14 protein-coding genes and 3 pseudogenes are annotated in these 18,222 nt (G+C 54.3%); 11 read left to right on the forward strand and 6 right to left on the reverse strand.

From position 1 onward, the window contains the following. The first annotated feature begins 58 nt into the window (after positions 1-58). The 3 genes and pseudogenes from LEP6406_RS0214430 to LEP6406_RS35665 form a co-directional block, all read left to right on the forward strand. Complete coding sequence (locus LEP6406_RS0214430; protein WP_008315091.1) at positions 59-1,207, forward strand: hypothetical protein; 1,149 nt, start codon at positions 59-61, stop codon at positions 1,205-1,207. Positions 1,208-1,650: 443 nt separating this feature from the next. Beyond that, on the forward strand, positions 1,651-2,835 hold the full coding sequence (locus LEP6406_RS28210; RefSeq protein ID WP_008315092.1) for a DegT/DnrJ/EryC1/StrS family aminotransferase: 1,185 nt from the start codon (positions 1,651-1,653) through the stop codon (positions 2,833-2,835). 163 nt (positions 2,836-2,998) lie between these two features. Beyond that, positions 2,999-3,130, forward strand: a pseudogene (locus LEP6406_RS35665) (helix-turn-helix domain-containing protein); the annotation flags it as partial. A gap of 102 nt (positions 3,131-3,232) precedes the next feature. On the opposite strand, the gene LEP6406_RS30360 reads toward LEP6406_RS35665, so the two are convergent. Both LEP6406_RS30360 and LEP6406_RS0214445 read right to left on the reverse strand, forming a co-directional pair. Then, positions 3,233-3,643: a hypothetical protein gene (locus LEP6406_RS30360; protein WP_008315097.1), complete on the reverse strand. Its 411-nt coding sequence runs from the start codon at positions 3,641-3,643 to the stop codon at positions 3,233-3,235. 88 nt (positions 3,644-3,731) lie between these two features. Beyond that, positions 3,732-5,402: an ATP-binding protein gene (locus LEP6406_RS0214445; RefSeq protein WP_027269137.1), complete on the reverse strand. Its 1,671-nt coding sequence runs from the start codon at positions 5,400-5,402 to the stop codon at positions 3,732-3,734. 529 nt (positions 5,403-5,931) lie between these two features. Here LEP6406_RS0214445 and ndk point away from each other — a divergent pair. From ndk to glgP, 6 genes and pseudogenes are all read left to right on the forward strand, one after another. Beyond that, positions 5,932-6,381, forward strand: a complete 450-nt coding sequence (gene ndk / locus LEP6406_RS0214455) for a nucleoside-diphosphate kinase (protein WP_008315101.1) — start codon at positions 5,932-5,934, stop codon at positions 6,379-6,381. A gap of 79 nt (positions 6,382-6,460) precedes the next feature. After that, entirely contained in the window at positions 6,461-6,826 is a 366-nt protein-coding gene (locus LEP6406_RS0214460; protein ID WP_008315103.1) for an EamA family transporter, read from the forward strand. A 662-nt stretch (positions 6,827-7,488) separates the two neighbouring features. Continuing rightward, positions 7,489-7,980, forward strand: a pseudogene (locus tag LEP6406_RS35670) (glycosyltransferase); the annotation flags it as partial. A 292-nt stretch (positions 7,981-8,272) separates the two neighbouring features. Continuing rightward, positions 8,273-8,788: a glycosyltransferase gene (locus tag LEP6406_RS35675; RefSeq protein WP_263971254.1), complete on the forward strand. Its 516-nt coding sequence runs from the start codon at positions 8,273-8,275 to the stop codon at positions 8,786-8,788. After that, positions 8,707-9,072, forward strand: coding sequence for a hypothetical protein (locus LEP6406_RS33350; RefSeq protein ID WP_162160829.1), 366 nt, complete (start codon positions 8,707-8,709; stop codon positions 9,070-9,072). The genes LEP6406_RS35675 and LEP6406_RS33350 overlap by 82 nt, the downstream gene beginning before the upstream one ends. Before the next feature lie 74 nt (positions 9,073-9,146). After that, positions 9,147-11,795 carry an alpha-glucan family phosphorylase gene (glgP, locus tag LEP6406_RS0214470; RefSeq protein WP_008315109.1) on the forward strand — a complete coding sequence of 883 codons (2,649 nt, stop codon included), beginning with the start codon at positions 9,147-9,149 and terminating at the stop codon, positions 11,793-11,795. Positions 11,796-11,921: 126 nt separating this feature from the next. Here glgP and bioB read toward each other — a convergent pair whose 3' ends face one another. Next, positions 11,922-13,004, reverse strand: coding sequence for a biotin synthase BioB (bioB, locus tag LEP6406_RS0214475; RefSeq protein WP_008315111.1), 1,083 nt, complete (start codon positions 13,002-13,004; stop codon positions 11,922-11,924). A 28-nt stretch (positions 13,005-13,032) separates the two neighbouring features. Next, positions 13,033-13,578 (reverse strand): DUF4330 domain-containing protein, encoded by a 546-nt coding sequence (locus LEP6406_RS0214480; protein WP_008315113.1) that lies wholly within the window; start codon positions 13,576-13,578, stop codon positions 13,033-13,035. A 330-nt stretch (positions 13,579-13,908) separates the two neighbouring features. On the opposite strand from LEP6406_RS0214480, the gene LEP6406_RS0214485 reads away from it, so the two are divergent. Then, on the forward strand, positions 13,909-14,760 hold the full coding sequence (locus tag LEP6406_RS0214485) for a M48 family metallopeptidase (protein WP_008315116.1): 852 nt from the start codon (positions 13,909-13,911) through the stop codon (positions 14,758-14,760). 410 nt (positions 14,761-15,170) lie between these two features. Next, positions 15,171-15,815 carry a YqiA/YcfP family alpha/beta fold hydrolase gene (locus LEP6406_RS0214490; RefSeq protein ID WP_008315118.1) on the forward strand — a complete coding sequence of 215 codons (645 nt, stop codon included), beginning with the start codon at positions 15,171-15,173 and terminating at the stop codon, positions 15,813-15,815. Positions 15,816-16,030: 215 nt separating this feature from the next. Here LEP6406_RS0214490 and LEP6406_RS0214495 read toward each other — a convergent pair whose 3' ends face one another. Then, positions 16,031-17,452 (reverse strand): folate/biopterin family MFS transporter, encoded by a 1,422-nt coding sequence (locus LEP6406_RS0214495; RefSeq protein WP_008315120.1) that lies wholly within the window; start codon positions 17,450-17,452, stop codon positions 16,031-16,033. A 443-nt stretch (positions 17,453-17,895) separates the two neighbouring features. Further along, positions 17,896-18,222 (reverse strand): annotated as a pseudogene (locus LEP6406_RS34325) (IS66 family transposase); the annotation flags it as partial.

Consider the following 18,222-nt stretch of genomic DNA (forward strand, 5'->3'; position numbering starts at 1 on the left):
TGGTATAACTCGCATGAGTTTTCGTCCTACTTAGCACCTACCCTGTTTTTCTTAGAAAATGGCACTCCAACCGGCCAATTTACCCGTCCCTGTCCAACCCTCGACAGCATCCTTGGAAATTGTACAGATTGTGCCCCGGCTCCCCCCCCATACCGATGGTGTGGGGGACTATGCCCTCCGGCTTAGTGAACAACTTTGGGCCGATCACCGCATTTACTCCCATTTTCTGGTCTTTACCACAGGACTGGAATTTACTCCCTTAGAGAGCGGTTTCCCGATTCATAGTCTGGCAGAGCACAGTATCACCGCCTTGCTCTCCACCCTCCCCGTCTCCGCCCAGGGTATCATCCTGCACTACAGCAACTACCCCTATTTGAAAAGTCCCCTTGATCTACCCTTCTGGCTACCCAAAGCACTAGAGCAAGGAATTCACCAGCGACAAATTCCCTTGGTAGTCATGTTTCATGAACTCCCCACTCTCAAGATCAAAACCTTCAAGATAATCAATCCCCTGCAAATTCACATATCACGGTGGTTAACGAAAATTGCCCACGGGGTCATTACCGATAGTGCCCAGTTCCAAGCCTATCTCTCGCGATGGACTCGCAACTCCATTCCCTGCATCCCAGATTTCTCTACCGTTGGAGAACCCAGCATCATTCCACCCCTGAGCGATCGCCAGCGCCGTATTGTTATTTTCGGCGGTAATGATCGTGGTCGCGTCTACAAATATCATCTGCCGAAACTCCTGAGCATCTGTAAACACCTAGCTATTCAGGAAATTGTAGATATCGGCAGACCTCTCGCCTTAAATGCCCAAGATTTTGGGGATATTCGCTTAATAGAAATGGGGTTTCAGCCTGCTGAAGTGGTGAGCCAGATGCTATTAACCGCGATCGCAGGCATGATTGACTACACTCGCTTTCCCGGCGACCTCGGGAAATCCACAGTCTTTGCTGCCTTCACAGCCCATGGTGTTTTGCCTATTTCTACGGTCTACAATCCTTCGGAAGGCGACGGCTTACATCTCAACCAACACTACCTTACCCCCGAAACCCTACGGGCATCGATGAGCCCAGAACAACTTCAAGGGATTGCTACCACAGCCCACACCTGGTACGAGAGCCACAGCCTCCGAGAAAATGCCAAGGTATTTGCACAACAATTCACCCTACAACCCAGCCCCCAATCTCCTCAGTCTGCGTAGAATCATGTCTTTGTCATAGCCATTCTTCTGAGGGCGCGCCGTCCCCCCATTACTTTGCTTTGCCAGTAAGGCTGCCACTACTCCGTAGCGCGGGCTTCTGGCGGCTGAGATAGCCGAAATCCAGCCTACTGTGACGGGGATGCTTGCGCAACGAAATCTTTCTCAATATCCATTCCATCAAATATATTGATTGCGTAAATACCCTAACCTTTTTCCGTAAAGCTGGTATCTATTCATTGACCGACTTGTCGGAAAACACTTAGGCTTGCTTTTACGGGTTTAGGCGTAGTGCGGGCATCTTGCCTGCGAGCGAGGAACTCGCACCCTCGTACTACAACCGTCTAGGAGCGAATTTCGCCACCGACTTAACAACTCTGAGTTGAATGGCAATTGCCAAAAATTCTCTAGCTTGATCAACCTTAACTTGAATCTCCCTTGATCCTATGAACAAAAGCATCCCTATTTCACAACCCTCAATTACAAAACTTGAAGTGGACTATGTGACCGATGCGGTTACCTCAGGTTGGGTGTCCTCCCAGGGTAAATATATTCAGGAATTTGAGGAGACATTTGCCCAGTATTGTGGCGTTAGGTATGCCCTTTCTACCTCTAGCGGCACCACCGCCTTACATCTGGCATTGCTCAGTTATGGTATCGGTGCAGGCGATGAAGTTATTGTTCCAGATCTAACCTTTGTCGCAACGGCCAATGCTGTTTCCTATGTTGGTGCCAAGGCGATTTGTGTGGATATTGATCGGGACACACTCTGCATCGATCCCTATCATGTGGAGCGGGCCATTACACCGAATACTAGGGCGATTATTGCCGTGCATATGTATGGCCATCCTGCGGATATGGATGCCCTGATGGCAATCGCAGACGAATATGACCTTATCTTGATTGAGGACGCTGCGGAAGCCCATGGCGCTAAGTACAAGGGTCGCCGTACTGGATCTTTAGGACACTGCGGGGCGTTCAGTTTCTATGGCAATAAGTTAATGACCTGTGGTGAAGGCGGAATGCTGACGATCAATGACAAAGCAGTTTATCAGCGAGCTCAGCATCTTAGGGATCATGCTATGAGCCCGAGTAAGCGTTATTGGCATGATCAGGTGGGCTATAACTATCGCATCACTAATCTTCAGGCTGCTTTGGGGTTAGCCCAATTGCAACGGATTGATCATTTGCTGGCCAGAAAGCGGGCCATTTTTGAACGCTATCGTTACCACTTATCACAACTTTCTTGCATCCGACTTAATTTTACGGATGAGAATATAGAAAATTCCTACTGGATGGTCACGATAGAGCTGCTTGGGTATACCGAGCAGAAAAGAGAGCAATTTATGGCATTCTTGAAGGATAAAGGCATCGATAATCGGCCATTCTTCTACCCGATGTCAGATATGCCGATGTATGCCGATGGACAAACCCATACGCCCATAGCCCATGAAGTGGCCGCACAGGGGGTGAATCTGCCGTCTTACTTCGACATGTTAGATGAGGACATTGACTATATCTGTGAGGTTATTGTCAGATATCTGGGGCGCTCCTTGAGACAACTCACGACGGTTTCTCGCACTGAGCCCAGGGTTGAGAAAACAGTGTCCTCCTTGTCTCTAGCCAGTTAAGTAGCCCGTGTTAAAAATATCGAGGTGTATTTAGGCTTGCAACTTGTATCTTGACAGGTAGGGGGTGTTATGGGGATGCGGCTGCGAGTCTTGCTGACGGCAGAGGAAGATCGCACTTTACGAGACACTGCAATGAGCAACGACCGTCGCTCAGAGAGCTAAAGACCGCGCCCAGGTGGTGCGGATGAATGCGCGAGGCGATTACGTTGAGACGATAGCGGCCTTTTTTGACTGGTCTGTGGAGACCGTGCGCAAAACATTACAACGCTGGCAGACAGGTGGGTTAGGCGGTTAGAGCATTTAATTATGTTCACCTACTTACCTTTGGTGAGGCTGATAGCGCTCTGTCAACCGCTTCAGCGTGGAGATGTGACTGGCGGAAAAGCGGTCTTCAGCATCAAGCCGGGAAAATGTAAATGATTTGCCCCGCATCCCCCACCTCAAAGTCAGCGCCAAATTCCCGCGATCGCGCATCCAAAAATTCCTTGGCCTCCTCCCCCGATACCCCAGCGGCCCGAGACCATTGCAGCACCGTAATCCGATAGTTCTGGGCTTCGAGCAGCTCAAAGAACTGTCGCCGCAGCGGGTCTTCCTCTGCCTTGGCAGCTTGGGATTGAATCCGATTGGCCACCACCAGCAATGTAATACCCAGGAGGGCGGGAGGCACCCCCAACAAAGCGCCGCCCCAGGCCGCGCTTTGTTCCTCTTCACTGGGGTTGCTCTGGAAGAAAATAGCAACCATCAGAATTAGGAATGGTACCGCAATCAGTAGACACCCCCCACCCAAAACCCGCAGTAGGATTTTCATTTCCCTAGTCCCCTATATAGCGTTGTCGTTGTGTCGGGTGAGCACCGCCCACCATTGGGAAAGATGTGTTCCAGAAATCACCTAACGGCTACTCAATACTAATGCCACCGATGGTTTGGGCGGGGCGGGGCGGCGCTTGGGGGGCTTGGTCGATCTGGCGGCTGCGCTGGTGGTGGGCTTGGAAATACTGTTGCCAATCCTCAGGGGCATTGAGGGTTTCGCCACCGTGCTGGGTGAGGCGCTGGCGCACCTGACAGAGCACTGGGGTATTCACACAGGCTCCAGAAATAATCACTTGGCCCTTAGTCAGGGCAGGGAGTTCCTTGAGCAGATCTCGCCCCGCCGCCTCCACGCCGTACTTGAGGCTTTCCTGATCCACCGGATTCACAATCCGCATCAAGAACTGACTCATGCATTGGGACAGCACATCGGAGTCCAACTTGCCGGGGCGCTGGGTAATGAGCCCCACCCCCATGCCAAACTTGCGCCCCTCACTGAGAATAGTTCGCAGGATCTGCTTGCAGCGCGAGGGTTCGTGGCCGGGGGCAAAGCGGTGGGCTTCTTCGATCAGGATGAACACCGGATAGGGCAAGTAGGTTTCATCCCCCGCCGCCACCTTCTCCTTCACCGTATTGAGGCGGGCATGGTAGCTCTGGCGCAACACCGCCGCACAGATCACCTGTTGCTCTTCCTGGCTGATTTCGCTCATTTGCAACACCGTCACCCGTCCCGGCTCAAACAAATCCTTGGGGGCCAAGTGCTCCATGGGATGGAAATAGTCAGAGCGGGCCAATTTGTCCAGTTTCCATTCAATCGCTGGAGCAGAAGATCCCACCTTCTCGTTGCCCTCGTCGTCGCTGCTCGTGTCCGCCTCATAGACCGCCCGAATCAGATCATTCACATCCCAGCGGTAGTCCCCCTTGCGGTGGCGCTTGAGAATGGCAAAGCCCTTGTTCAAGATGGCCTGTTGGCGATCGCTCATTTCCGGCAACAGGGAGACCAGGTCGTAATATTCCAGGGAGGACAGGCGAATACGAATGGCGTCAGGGGCCAGAATCTTCACCTGGGGTGCGTAGCCATCCTCGGCGGTAAAGGCCGGGTGGCCCCGCAACTCCCCCAGGGTGCCGTATTCCCCGTGGGGATCAAAGATCAGCACCGCCGCCCGGTTGTAGGGGCGCATCAGCTCTTCAATCAGCACCCCTGCTGTGTAGGATTTGCCGGAACCCGTTCCCGCCAAAATCGCCATGTGGGTACTCACCAGTTCCTTCACGTCTAGGGCTATGGGGACGGCGTTGCCGGGACGCAGCAGCAGCGACCCCACCTGGGCGGAGCCGATATCTCCGGGCTGTTTTTTGTTGATGACCCGCCGCAGGGTGTCGTCATCAACCTGGTAAACCTTGGCTCCGGGGTCGGGGGTGATGCGGGGGTTAATGAACCCCAGAGCGGGGTGGAAGTGGCCAATGACGGAGACGGCCACCTCATAAATTTCGGGATCGGGATAGGCAAAGCCGATGAGATCTGCGATCGCATCGGGACTGATGGCAGTATCGGCAAAGAGGCGATCGGGCAGGTGGTCAATGAGGCGACGGTCGGCAATTTTGCCCAGGATGATCAGGGTTTGCTCCCCCTGTTGGGCATCGTAGGCGACAAACTCCCCAATCTTCACCTGGCGGTTGTCGGCGGTAATAAATAAATAGTCGTTAGCGGTTTCCCCCGGCCCCTTGACCGTGCCTACCACCATGCGCCTCTGGGTTGCCATAGTTCGTTGAAAGTGCCCTACTGCAATCACCTATGCCCTCTGGGCAGGCTTCGTTAACGACATGCTCAGGACAGGCAAGGAATTGCCCCTACGGATGCAATCTTAGGTCACCCGCCCCCAACACCCCAATATCGGTCACCCAGAAACTGGGCAGGGCGGGTTTTGATAGTCCAGTCCTGAACAGCCCGCCAAATCCGAGCCAAACCCGCCCCTACCGTTCACACCCGTCACCCCCTGCATTGGGCGCGGAAACCGCGCCCCTACCCCAATACCCGTCACCCCTGCATTGGGCGCGGAAACCGCGCCCCTACGGGAAATTCAACTCAAAATTCAAAACTCAAAATTCCCATCACCCCTAAGCCCTTCGGGCAGGCTAACTCCCAGGGAGTGGCTTCGCCAACCCACCCCATCACCCCAATACCCCATCACCCCAATACCCCATCACCCCCTGCCCATGAAAATACTTTACAAAGGGGCACTCTGTTCCTGAGCATAGAGAACGGTATGCGCACGTTAGGAGCAGATATCTGTGGAACGCACCTTTATCATGATCAAGCCCGATGGGGTTCAGCGCGGGCTAGTGGGGGACGTGATCCGTCGCTTTGAGGTTAAGGGCTTTACCCTGGTGGGGCTGAAGCTATTGGCGGTCTCGCGGGAATTGGCGGAGCAGCACTACGATGTCCACCGGGATAAGCCCTTCTTTGGCGGTTTGGTGGAGTTCATCACCTCTAGCCCGGTAGTAGCGATGGTGTGGCAGGGGGATGGCGTCGTGGCTTCGGCCCGGAAGCTGATCGGCGCGACTAATCCCCTCAGTGCCGAACCCGGTACGATTCGGGGCGACTTCGGCGTCACCATTGGTCGTAACCTAATCCATGGCTCCGATGCAGTGGAGACGGCCCAGCGGGAGATTGCCCTCTGGTTCCAGGAAGGGGAATTAGCGGCTTGGGAGCCCGCGATTCATGGCTGGCTCTACGAGTAGCTCCTACTGAGTAGCTCCTACTGAGACGACTGAGGGGCGGGGGCGGAGCGGGGAGGGATACTCTGATGAGGGGGGGGTAATGGCGGGTTCAGAATTTGCGCTGCTGTTAGTGGCGGTGCTGGCTAGCTCCCTGGGGCAGGTCTTGCTTAAGGTGGGGGCACTGCAATTGGGCCAGGTTACGGCTGATAATGCCCTGGGGCATATTCTCCGGATTGCCACCACCCCGGCTCTGCTGGCGGGCCTATTCGCCTATGGGGCAGGTGCGATCGCATATATCCTAGTCTTGACCCGAGTCAACCTCAGCATTGCCGCCCCCAGCGCCTCCATTATCTATTTCTTTTCCGTACTGGCGGGGATCTTCTTCTTCCAGGAATCCCTGTCCGTGGGCCGCGCCATCGGCCTGGGGCTGATTGTCTGTGGGGTAATCCTCGTCACCTCCCGTTAAGAGGCTGTTTGAGACGTATCCAATGTCATGCTGTTCCCGAAGCGAATCCGAAGGAGTAAGGGAGCGATAGCATAGTGCCGCATCTCGACGTAGCGGCTCAAAACCTAGTACCGCAGGGCGTAAATCAGCCCATTATTGTCGCAACAGCCCAACATTTTCCGGTCCCCTCTCCCTTTGGAAGAGGGCTAGGGTGAGGGGCCGAGGTGTGCCACGATGGAACGGCCAGGGTATTTCCGCCGCAAAGTACTAGATTCCACCCTAAGGGAAGCCGCAGAGCGTCTACATTCCGCTTCGCTACCCTCGAAACGACAAATGGGACTGACAAATGGGACTTTTAAAACATTCTCTAACCGGCTCCACCGCCTGGGGGTGAGGACCAAGATGGGTTTACAGACAAGACTGCCAGCTTGTCTCCCTGTGAATTTGGCCTGTGACACCGAAATCTTACTGGAATCTTAACTAAGTTATGAAGACCCTTTAAAGGTTGCCTCAAGCGTTTGGGAAAGCTAGTAAAGGTCAGGAAGGTCTCTATCAGCTCTTTCACTAAGGGCATCCTAGTGAAGATGCCCTCACGCTAGCGAATCCAGCTTCTTCATAAGTAAATGCGTATTCTGATCTACTCCTACAACTACCATCCAGAACCCATTGGCATCGCCCCCCTGATGACCGAACTTGCGGAGGGTTTAGTGCAACGGGGCCACGAGGTCCGAGTAATTACAGCTATGCCCAACTATCCTGAACGGCAGATTTATCAGGGCTATCGGGGCAACTTGTATCGCACCGAAGAACGAAATGGGGTTACCATTCAGCGCTGTTACGTTTGGATTCGCCCCAACCCCGGTTTCCTAGCCCGGATGTTATTGGATGGTAGTTTTGTACTACTGAGCTTTTTGCAAGCGCTACGGGGTTGGCGTCCGGATGTGATTCTATCCACTAGTCCTTCCCTACCCGCCTCCGTTCCCGTTGCCCTGCTGGGACAAATCTATCGCTGCCCCACGATTCTGAACCTGCAAGATATTTTGCCGGAAGCGGCGGTCCAAACTGGCTTGTTGACCAATCACCACGCCATTCGTGTTTTTGAATACCTAGAGCGGTTTGCCTACCGTAGCGCCACCCACATCAGCGTCATTGCCGAAGGATTTCGTCAAAACCTTCTGAGCAAAGGGGTTGACGATGCCAAAATGTCTATTATCTCCAACTGGGTGGATGTGGACTTTATTCGTCCTCTGCCCAAATACGACAATGCCTTTCGCCAGACCCACAATTTGGGCCGGAAATTTGTCGTCCTATACTCCGGTAATATTGCCCGCACCCAGGGCATCAACACGGTAATTCGCGCCGCGCACCAGCTCCAGGCTATTCCAGATATTGCCTTCATGATCGCTGGAGAAGAGAGTCAACTGGACGGTAATTCGCGCCGCGCACCAGCTCCAGGCTATTCCAGATATTGCCTTCATGATCGCTGGAGAAGAGAGTCAACTGGCAGATCTAGAGGATCTACGCCAGTCTCTGGGGGTGACCAATGTAATTCTGCGTCCCTTTGCACCCCGCGCCGATTTGCCAGAAATGTTGGCCGCGGCGGATGTGGGGCTGATTATGCAAAAGCACAATGTCGTGGGCTTCAATATGCCCTCCAAAACCCAGGTTCTTCTTGCCAGCGGTCGCCCAATCATTGCCTCGGTACCGGCCCACGGCACAGCAGCCCACGCTGTACTCGCCAGTGGTGGCGGCGTTGTGGTGAAACCGGAGAATCCCACAGCCCTTGCCACTGCAATTCTGGATCTTTACCGCGATTCCAGTAAAGTGGAAGCTCTGGGAAGGCAGGGACGTCAGTATGCCTTGGAGCATTACGCCTTTGAGCAAGCCTTGAATCGCTATGAGTGCCTATTCGAGCACTTACTACCCACTGCCCAGCGTCACCAGGATTCTCTACGAGCCGCAACACCGATCAGCCGACCTTAGGATTCTCCTGGAATCTTGGCGATAGCTGCATCTTACAAACCCTTAAAACCCAAGTACGGCAAGACCTCCAGCCAGATGATCGCCCAGACATTAGCGATGACAATGGCCATCAATGCACTCCAAATCGGCTGATTAAGATAGCGGATTTGCCGTCCTCTGAGGCCAAGGCCAAGGCTGCGATCGGTGTAGTTTTAGGACGCAATCCCCAAAAGAGTGTTAAGGGTGGAGGTAATATTCCATTCAGCCTTCAAAATGGCTTTACTCCATGCTTTGGGCGATCGTAGCGAATCGTAGCGATTTGTATTTTGCGAAATTGTCTAAGGTGGAGCGCTAATTTGCAACCACCGGACCTGTACCTATGCGGCCAATTCGCACGTTTAACGTTGTCCCTTCTCTGCCTGCTCGGCTGGAAGGACTCCGAACCCTAGCCTACAACTTGCAATGGGATTGGGATGTAGACACCATTGAGCTTTTCCGGCGATTAGACTCTGATCTCTGGGAGTCGAGCCGCTACAACCCGGTACTGATGCTGGGCACTATTAGCCAGCAGCGCCTCCAAGAGGTGGCTGAAGATGAGGGGTTCCTTGCCCAGTTGGAGCGAGCTCTTCAACGAATGGAGGACTATCTCAGTAATCGTACTTGGTATCGCAAAAATCGATCTCGACCTCATGCCCAAGAACGCTATGCCTACTTCTCTATGGAGTTTGGCCTGACGTCTTGTATGCCGGTGTATTCCGGTGGGCTGGGGGTGCTGGCGGGGGATCATCTCAAGTCAGCTAGTGATCTGGGGCTGCCTTTGGTGGCGGTGGGGCTGTTGTACCAGGAGGGGTACTTTGCCCAGTACCTAAATGCTGATGGCTGGCAGCAGGAGCGCTACCCCATCAACGATTTCTACAATATGCCCCTACACCTAGAGCGGGATGAGCAGGGCGATGAGATTCGCATTGCGGTGGAATATCCCGGACGGTTGGTCTATGCGCGGGTGTGGCGGGTACAGGTGGGCACCGTGCCGCTCTACCTATTGGATACCAACATTGAGCCGAATCGGGAGTACGACCAGGATATTTGCGATCGCTTGTACGGTGGTGACATTGACATGCGAATCCACCAGGAGATCATGCTGGGGATTGGCGGAGTCCGGATGTTAGAGGCCCTGGGACTTAAGCCCACCGCTTACCACATGAACGAAGGTCACTCCGCTTTCTTGGCCTTGGAGCGGATCCGCATGCTGATGGATGACGCTGGTTTAACCTACCCTGAAGCCCTTCAGGTGGCAACGGCTAGTCAGATTTTCACGACCCATACGCCCGTGCCCGCAGGGATTGATCTGTTTGGCGCAGATAAGATTCTCTATTACTTGGGCCACTATGCCCAACGATTTGGGCTCTCGGAGGATGAGTTCCTATCCATGGGGCGGGAGAATACGGGGGATCTGTCTACTCCCTTTAGCATGGCAGTTTTGGCGATTAAAACGGCGACTTTTGTGAATGGGGTGAGTCAACTCCATGGGGTTGTTTCCCGTGACATGTTTAGGGGGCTGTGGCAGGATCTCCCTCTGGATGAAGTGCCGATCACGTCTATTACCAATGGGGTCCATGCCCGTAGTTGCGTGGCCAAGTCGAATCAAGAACTCTACGATCGCTACCTGGGGCCAAAATGGTCTCAGGCCGGAGCAAAGGATCCTCTCTGGGATCGAGTGGCCTCTATTCCCGATGAAGAACTGTGGCGCAATCATGAACTGTGTCGCTCTCAGTTAGTGATGTATGTGCGGGAACGGCTAAAACGCAATCTGCGCGATCGCGGTGCATCTCCCCACGAATTTGAAGAGGCCCGAGAGGTTTTAGATCCCTCTGTGCTCACCATTGGTTTTGCCCGTCGCTTTGCCACCTACAAACGGGCTACCCTCTTCTTGCGGGATGTTGAGCGCATTCGCAAGATCATCACCGGAGGGGGCCAAGGCCGACGGGTGCAATTTGTAATTGCCGGGAAAGCTCACCCGAAAGATATTCCCGGCAAGGAACTGATCCGCCGTATTGTTCGCTTTACCCACGAAGAAGGGCTGACCGGGTCTATCGTATTTGTACCCAACTACGATATCCACCTCTCTCGGGCGATGGTGGCAGGCTGTGATGTCTGGCTCAACAATCCTCGGCGTCCCCGTGAAGCCTCGGGTACCAGCGGCATGAAGGCGGCTATGAATGGATTACCAAACCTGAGCGTACTGGATGGCTGGTGGGACGAAGCCGACTATGGCCACACGGGCTGGTCTATTGGTTCCGGTGAAGACTATGACGATCCCAACTACCAGGACAGCATTGAAGCCGATGCCTTCTACGAGTTGATGGAACAAGGTGTGGTGCCTCTGTTCTATAACCGTGATGAGAATGGGGTTCCCCGAGGCTGGGTTAGTAAGATGAAGTCCGCAATTCACCTCAATACCCCTCGGTTTAATACTGCCCGAATGGTGAAGGAATATGCGCGTCGCGCCTACTTCATGGCCAGCGATCGTCTAGGGCACTTGTCAGAGAGTGCCTATGCCCCAGCCAAGGAATTGGCCCATTGGCAGACTAACCTGACGAAAGCCTGGTACGAAATCCGGATTGAGGCGGTTAACATCGCGGCAGAGACCGAGTTGCAGGTGAATCAACCCTTCCAGGTCACTGCCCATATTCGCCTGGGAACACTTACCCATCAGGATATTCAGGTGGAACTGTACCAGGGCACTGTTGGCGTGGATGGAGAATTGCAAAGGGGTGAAGTGATTGCCATGGCCTATCGAGGCCAAGACGATCAGGGTCGGAGCCTTTATGGCGTGGATATGACCTACACCAATAGCGGTCTCCAGGGACTTTCGTTGCGGGTTCTACCCCAGCATCGCTACCTCAGCAGTGCCCTGGATCCTAAGTTGATTTTGTGGGCTAATCCTGAGGAGGTGGAGATGACCATGACGGCTAATCTTTCTGCCTCGGTGACCTCCCTAGGCAGTGTTGCTGCGGCCCAAAACTAGTCGTATTCATTCATCGCCTGAAGTGGGCAGGGTGGGGTTAACCCATCCTGCCCTTTTTTATGTGCTCTTTTTTATGGGTCCGTTTTGAGCTGAATGTATCCACCCCAACCCACCCTGGGAAAAGATTTAGGGTGTAGACGCGGAGCGACTTCTCTGCGAGTGGGGCGGCAAATGTGAGGTAAGCCCGGTGGTAGACTGCTCTGCCATTGGGGAACCATCTGGCGCTTCCAGCACAAAGCCCGCATCCTGAATCATGGCGAAGTCCGTCTGGGCGGCTTGGCCGGGGGTGGTGAGGTAGTCTCCGATGAAAATGGAGTTGGCGGCATACAGCCCCAGGGGTTGCAGCGATCGCAAATGCACTTCCCGCCCCCCGGCAATGCGAATCTCCTGGGAGGGCAGCAAAAACCGAAATAGGCACAGCATTCGCAGACATTGCTGGGGGCTCAGGGTATTGCGATCGCGAAACGGAGTACCAGGAATAGGAATCAAAAAGTTGACCGGTACACTGGTGACCTGAAGTTCCCGTAGAGAGAGAGCCAGATCAATTACATCATCCGGGGATTCCCCCAGCCCCAGAATGCCTCCGGAACAGGTGGTCAACCCCGCCGCCTTCACCGCCGCCACCGTATCCACCCGATCTTGAAACCTGTGGGTGGTGCAAATATCCCCATGGTAATTTTCAGCAGTGTTGAGATTGTGGTTGACTCGATCCACCCCCGCCGCCGCCAGCCGCCGAGTTTGATCGTCATCCAGGAGCCCCAAACAAGCGCAGATTTTCATCGGGTACTGAGCCTTAACCGCCCGCACCGTCTCCAGCACCCGGCTAAAGGTAGACTCCGAGGGGGATCGCCCCGAAATCACCATACAAAAAGTGCCCGCCTTCAGGGTATGCGCCCGCTCCGCCGCCGCCAGCACCTTTTCCTGGGCCATGAGAGGATATTTCTCAATCTCCGCCGTAGAGATTTTGGATTGGGAACAGTAGTGACAGTCCTCTGGACAAAGACCGCTCTGGGCATTGAGCAAAAAATGCAGCCGTACCCGATTACCCCAGTAGTGCCGCCGCACCCGATAGGCGGCGTGGAGTTGGGCCAAAATCTCTTCATCGGCGGCGGCCAAAACCCCATGGGCGGCCTCACGGCTGATCACCTCCCCACCGAGGGCCACATCGGCCAAGTGGTTCCAATCTAGGGCAGTAGCAAACGGGGCCATAATAAACCTGACGTAAATATTAAGGGCATTAAGAGGCAGATTCCTGATCTAGAATCCGGACCCCAACGGTGCTGGTATAGAAGTCGTAGAGTTGCCCCTCTAGCTGAATCTGGGTACCGATCTTGACGGCGCTATTGCCCAAAACCGGGCCATTAGCCGTGATCTGGGCATCCCCTGTCAGGGTGATCAGCATATCTGTGGTGTATTGCAACTCAGGGCGAGGATCCGGCAGAGAAATCACCGATCCATCCGGCTGAGGTACTGCTGTACTGCGGGGCAAAAGCTGGACCGATTTGATCGCTACTTCCCCGTAGGGCTGATTCCGAATAATGATGCGGGTAGTTCCAGCGGTACTCAGACTTTCATAGAAGCCTTGGGGGTCTGAGACGGTCAAACCCCGCACCATCACATCCACTTCAACGGGTCTAGTCTGCCCCCCAACCTGGGCCACAGAGCCCCCGGTACCGGGGACAAAAAAGATACCCACCACTACCATCAAAATTACGAGGGCTGCTCCGATGTCCAGCAGGCTAACTTTGCCAAACAGGCGGCCCTTTGCGTCCAAAATTGTCATGTCCCTATGATCTCCTCGGGGGGTGACGATGCCAGCAGATGTCGTTCGTGGCTCCCAGTGGTTAGTATTTAATCACTCCCCCCGGCAACTTGAAAGCGATTTTCAGCGTCACAGCAGTTATCGCCATAGGATGGGGGCTGTTTTGGGGGACTCTAGGTCAGCCCTTAGAGTATTCCATCTAACACATCATCCCCTAAGGGATCTGCGGGTTAAGAGTGTACCCAGTGGCCAGGTTTCGACTCAGAGCTGGGAACAGGATTGTAGTTGAAACTCGCCCCATCTGAACCGAACTGAGTCGATTTAATTTAAATGACGTAGGGATATTGAAAAATGCAACTGTTGGATAAAGTGCGCCGTACCAGTAAGCGCTGGCTCTATGGGGTGATCGCCCTGATGATTTCTGTGGGTTTGGTGGCTGGTACCCCCATCAAATCTGAAGCCAGTATTTTTGACCTGATTTTCAACGCTATTCAATATGTCCAGTTGTCGAATATCAATGATGCTCAGGAAGTGGATCTGGGTCGGCGCACGGATCAGGCTCTGAAGCAGCAAGGGGTGAGGATCTATAACCGCAATCCAGATATTGTGGCCTATGTGAACCGTATTGGTCAGACCTTGGCGAGTACCAGCAATCGCCCCCCCAGCGGCGATTTTGCTTATACCTTCCAGATCGTGGATGACGACAGTATCAACGCCTTTGCCACCTCTGGTGGGTTTGTGTACATCAACCGGGGTCTGATGGAAAGTGCGGACACCGAGGCGGAACTGGCGGGGGTTATGGCCCATGAAATTGGCCATATTGTCGGTAAGCACTCGATTCACCGGATGCGAGAACTGGCTTTAGCTCGCGGTATTGCCGGAGGTCTTGGGGTGAGTCGAGATGCCTTGGTGGGCCTCGGTGTGGAGTTAGCCTTATTCCTCCCCAACAGTCGGGCAGCGGAAAACGAGGCAGATACCCTAGGGTTCCACAATATGGGTCGGGCGGGCTACGACCAACGGGGGTTTATCACGTTTATGCAAAAACTGGGTCGCGAAGGATCGCCCCCTGAGTTTCTCAGTACCCACCCGAATCCTGGCAACCGCGTCAGCAATTTAGAGTCGATGTACAACGAGTCAGCGGTGCCCACGGCGACAGCAGGTAGTGATACCACCGCCTATCGTTCGAGTATTCGAGGGCTATAAGATCCCAGATGCCATTAGGGATCTGCGGGCTAATCGTGTACCCAGTGGCCAGGTTTTCTCCCGAAGGGAGAAAGCCCGATCAGCGGAGCGGGTACGTTATTTTCCTGCGAGTCCCTTAGCTCCTCAGCCGTCTTGACCCCGAGGCGCTAACACCCTATCTAACCTGAGTTCGGCTTAAGCTTCGCTGCCCATCCGCCAGGGAATAAATTGCCCTGGCTCATAGCAAAAGGCGCATCAACGTCAGCCGAGACAATATTGGTTCCGAGGAATTCAGGAGCCTGACTCCTAGCTCCTGACTCCTAGCTCCTGGCTCCTTCCCAGGAGATTTGTCCCGCCTTGAATTCATACCTGCCAAAGGTTGTCATACTGCCCTAAAGATCCGCCAGAAACCGGGTTTCCTTGCCTTGCCAATGGACTACCTCTATCTACACGGTTTTGCCTCTGGTCCCCAGTCCTACAAGGGGCAATCCCTGCGCCGACGCTTCCAGGCGTTAGGCTTAGATCTGGCTATCCCAGACCTCAACCAGGGAGACTTTAGCCACCTCACCCTCAGCCGCCAGATAGCTCAGGGGGTGGCATGGCTGGGAGATCGCTCTGCTGTGACGATTATTGGTTCTAGTTTCGGGGGTCTCACTGCCGCTTGGTTAGCCCAACATCCCCTTACCCAGGGGCGTATTGCCCGGTTGGTGCTCCTTGCCCCTGCTTTTGGATTCCTGGATCACTGGCTCCCTCGGTTGGGCTCCGAGGCGGTGGCGGCTTGGCAGCAATCGCGATCGCTCTCGGTTTTTCACTATGGCGATGGGGTGAACTATGCCTTGGACTATGGCTTTGTGACTGATCTCCAGGGCTATGATCAGGCCGATTTAACTACTGCGATCGCGACATTGATTATCCATGGCACCCAGGATGAGGTGATCCCGGTGGCGGCTAGCAGTGCCTATGGGATTCAGCGCCCCTGGGTGACGTTGCTCACCCTAGACAGCGACCACAGCTTGGGCGATCAGGAAGAGATTATCTGGCAAGCGATCGCCCAGTTCCTCTGCCTTACCCCATAAGCTATTTCCTCAGGCATTCCCCTGGGCTCAGACCTTATCACCTTTGATAATTTGCTCATGACAATTTGCTCAGTGCCGTCCGCAAGCCCAGAAGGGTAAAAGGTTAGCTTGAAATTGCCCCTTGGGCTATACGCTTTGCGTCTCCCGGAGAGAGAAAACCCGGTTGATCGGGACGTTATTTGGCCGCGAAAACCTAAGCCCTTTCGAGATCAGGATCAATCATCGGATTCAATCGCTCCGGCGGCCACAGGAGTTAAGGCAGGATTATCGGCAGCAACTGCGAGAGCCATCGCATCCTCACTATCTAGAGTCTCAGCAACGAAGCTATCCCCCTGAGAAGAGGTATTGGGCAATAGGAACAGTAGAGGCAGCGGCAATAGGCTAGAGAGATTAGTCAGGGTCACCAGCAACCAAAGGTGATCAAAATTGGTCTCGGTAACACCCAGCCAGGAGGTAAGTACCGCTCCCAACTCATGGGACAGCAAGCCCGCCAAATTCAAAATCGACATCAGCAGCGCAAAGAGAGTGGCCTCCACGCCGGAAGGACAGATGCGGGCAGAGAGCACCAGTACCGGCATAAATGAAATCTCCCCCATCACCGTCAAAATCAGGCTGTCGCCCAAACTAAACCAATGGTCATCGATACCCAGAGCGCGGTTGGTGTGGGTGACCAACAACAGAATCGTCATACCCAGGAGGGTAGACAGCACCGTAGACCAGGCAAAGATCGTGCGGAAGGGAACCGCCTTCAAAAAGCGCTGGAATACAGCGATACCAATCAGAGCGGCGATACTGGTAACGAGACGCACCCGGCCTAGAAACTCCGGCTGGAAGCCCAGATCATTGGTGGTGAAGAAAAAGAAAGCAGAGTCAGCGGAGGGGGTCGCCTGCCACAGAAAAATAAACAGGGCGGGCATCCAAATTGCCCGCTGGGTAATTGCCCCCTTCAACTGCCGCACTTGGCCGCTGATTACCTGCCAAGTGGAAGATTCCGTGATGCGGTCTTCTGTAATCAGCCACGCCACTAGCGACACAATCAGAGGAAAGCTAGCGGTGATGCCAAAAACAAAGCGGGTACTCACCTGTTCTAGCAGCAGCCCCCCCAGATAGGCCGTAATGATGCCCCCCACCGCCGACGTCCCCCAGGCCAGGGATTGCAACGATCCGGCATCACTCTGAGATTCTCGCCGCGCCCGTTCTACAACGAGAGAATCCACAATGACATCGCTGACAGCTACAGATAGGGAGCCCAGGGTGAGGGCAACAATAGCCGCCCAGCCCGTCTGCACCACCGTCGCCATCGCCACCCAAGAAGCCGCCCCCAGTAGCCCCGACAGCACCAGGTAAGGCCGCCGCCGATAGCCGAAGATGGGGAACCCATCGGACATAAAGCCAAATAAGGGCTTAATAGTCCAGGGTGCGGTGGCAATCCCCGTCAGCGCCGCCACCTCCGCCGGGGAAAGTCCCAGATCATCCTTGAGGAAAAAGCTTACCGCCAGCCGCGCCAAACCTAGGACGCCTTGGACAAAATACACCAGCAGAATGGCGGTCAGCTCTAGGGTCAAGGGCTGACCGAACAGCACCCGGTTTTGGAAAAAGCGCTGGATGGTACTGCTATCGGCGGGAGAATCGGTCATGCAAACCTAGGGGACAGGACGTTACTTTGTTGAGATTTGTAAAATCTGCCTCCATCATAATCATTTGAGCCGGGGCTGGGGCTAGGGCCACAGGGATCTTGATCCGCGATGGCCAGAGGTCGGTCAAAAACCATCGCGTCACCACGCCACAATCATAAAGCTATGCCTGATTGGACAATGAACAAAAAAGCCTTGATCTTATGATCAAGGCTTAGTCAATTGAGCTGTTGATAGGATGTCAAGTCAGGGAGCGAAAGATAACTCTAGAAAAGAGCCATTAGTTATTACGCTGCGCCTGATTGTAAGTAATCAATTCGATGAGGGAAACTTCACCATCGCCATTCAAGTCGGCTCTTAAATCACCGAAACTCACCTGTCGAGCGCTGGCGGGTATAGCGATTGCACCCATTGTGACAACAAGAGTAAGGTAAGCCTTCAGGGGGTCACGGCGTGATTAGGGTTTGAGGCTGATGAGTGGCCAAAGGCAGCAATGAAGGAGGCGCTTGACCAAAGCGAGCCGACCAATAGGCTTGAGTGAGAAAGTCCAGCACATCTCGCTGCTGCATCGTCAGAGAAGAAACCGTCGTCAGCATCCGGGCGACAAACTCACTGCCGGCCTGAGACTCCGCCCCAAAGCTGATGCGCTTCCAAATCACCCCAGCTCGCAAAGAACGCTCAGCCGTATTATTGGTGGGCTCCACCCCCAGCACCGTGACAAACGTCCACAGAGCCGGTTCCACCAACAGCAGTTGTCGGCAAGTGCGTACCGT

The organism is Leptolyngbya sp. PCC 6406, from assembly GCF_000332095.2.
GTDB lineage: Bacteria > Cyanobacteriota > Cyanobacteriia > Phormidesmidales > Phormidesmidaceae > PCC-6406.

Excerpts from the sequence above, each read along its gene's own strand:
- LEP6406_RS0214430 (WP_008315091.1), top strand. The coding sequence starts at position 59 with ATGGCACTCCAACCGGCCAATTTACCCGTCCCTGTCCAACCCTCGACA.
- LEP6406_RS28210 (WP_008315092.1), top strand. The coding sequence starts at position 1,651 with ATGAACAAAAGCATCCCTATTTCACAACCCTCAATTACAAAACTTGAA.
- LEP6406_RS30360 (WP_008315097.1), bottom strand. The coding sequence starts at position 3,643 with ATGAAAATCCTACTGCGGGTTTTGGGTGGGGGGTGTCTACTGATTGCG.
- LEP6406_RS0214445 (WP_027269137.1), bottom strand. The coding sequence starts at position 5,402 with ATGGCAACCCAGAGGCGCATGGTGGTAGGCACGGTCAAGGGGCCGGGG.
- LEP6406_RS0214460 (WP_008315103.1), top strand. The coding sequence starts at position 6,461 with ATGGCGGGTTCAGAATTTGCGCTGCTGTTAGTGGCGGTGCTGGCTAGC.
- glgP (WP_008315109.1), top strand. The coding sequence starts at position 9,147 with ATGCGGCCAATTCGCACGTTTAACGTTGTCCCTTCTCTGCCTGCTCGG.
- bioB (WP_008315111.1), bottom strand. The coding sequence starts at position 13,004 with ATGGCCCCGTTTGCTACTGCCCTAGATTGGAACCACTTGGCCGATGTG.
- LEP6406_RS0214480 (WP_008315113.1), bottom strand. The coding sequence starts at position 13,578 with ATGACAATTTTGGACGCAAAGGGCCGCCTGTTTGGCAAAGTTAGCCTG.
- LEP6406_RS0214485 (WP_008315116.1), top strand. The coding sequence starts at position 13,909 with ATGCAACTGTTGGATAAAGTGCGCCGTACCAGTAAGCGCTGGCTCTAT.
- LEP6406_RS0214490 (WP_008315118.1), top strand. The coding sequence starts at position 15,171 with ATGGACTACCTCTATCTACACGGTTTTGCCTCTGGTCCCCAGTCCTAC.
- LEP6406_RS0214495 (WP_008315120.1), bottom strand. The coding sequence starts at position 17,452 with ATGACCGATTCTCCCGCCGATAGCAGTACCATCCAGCGCTTTTTCCAA.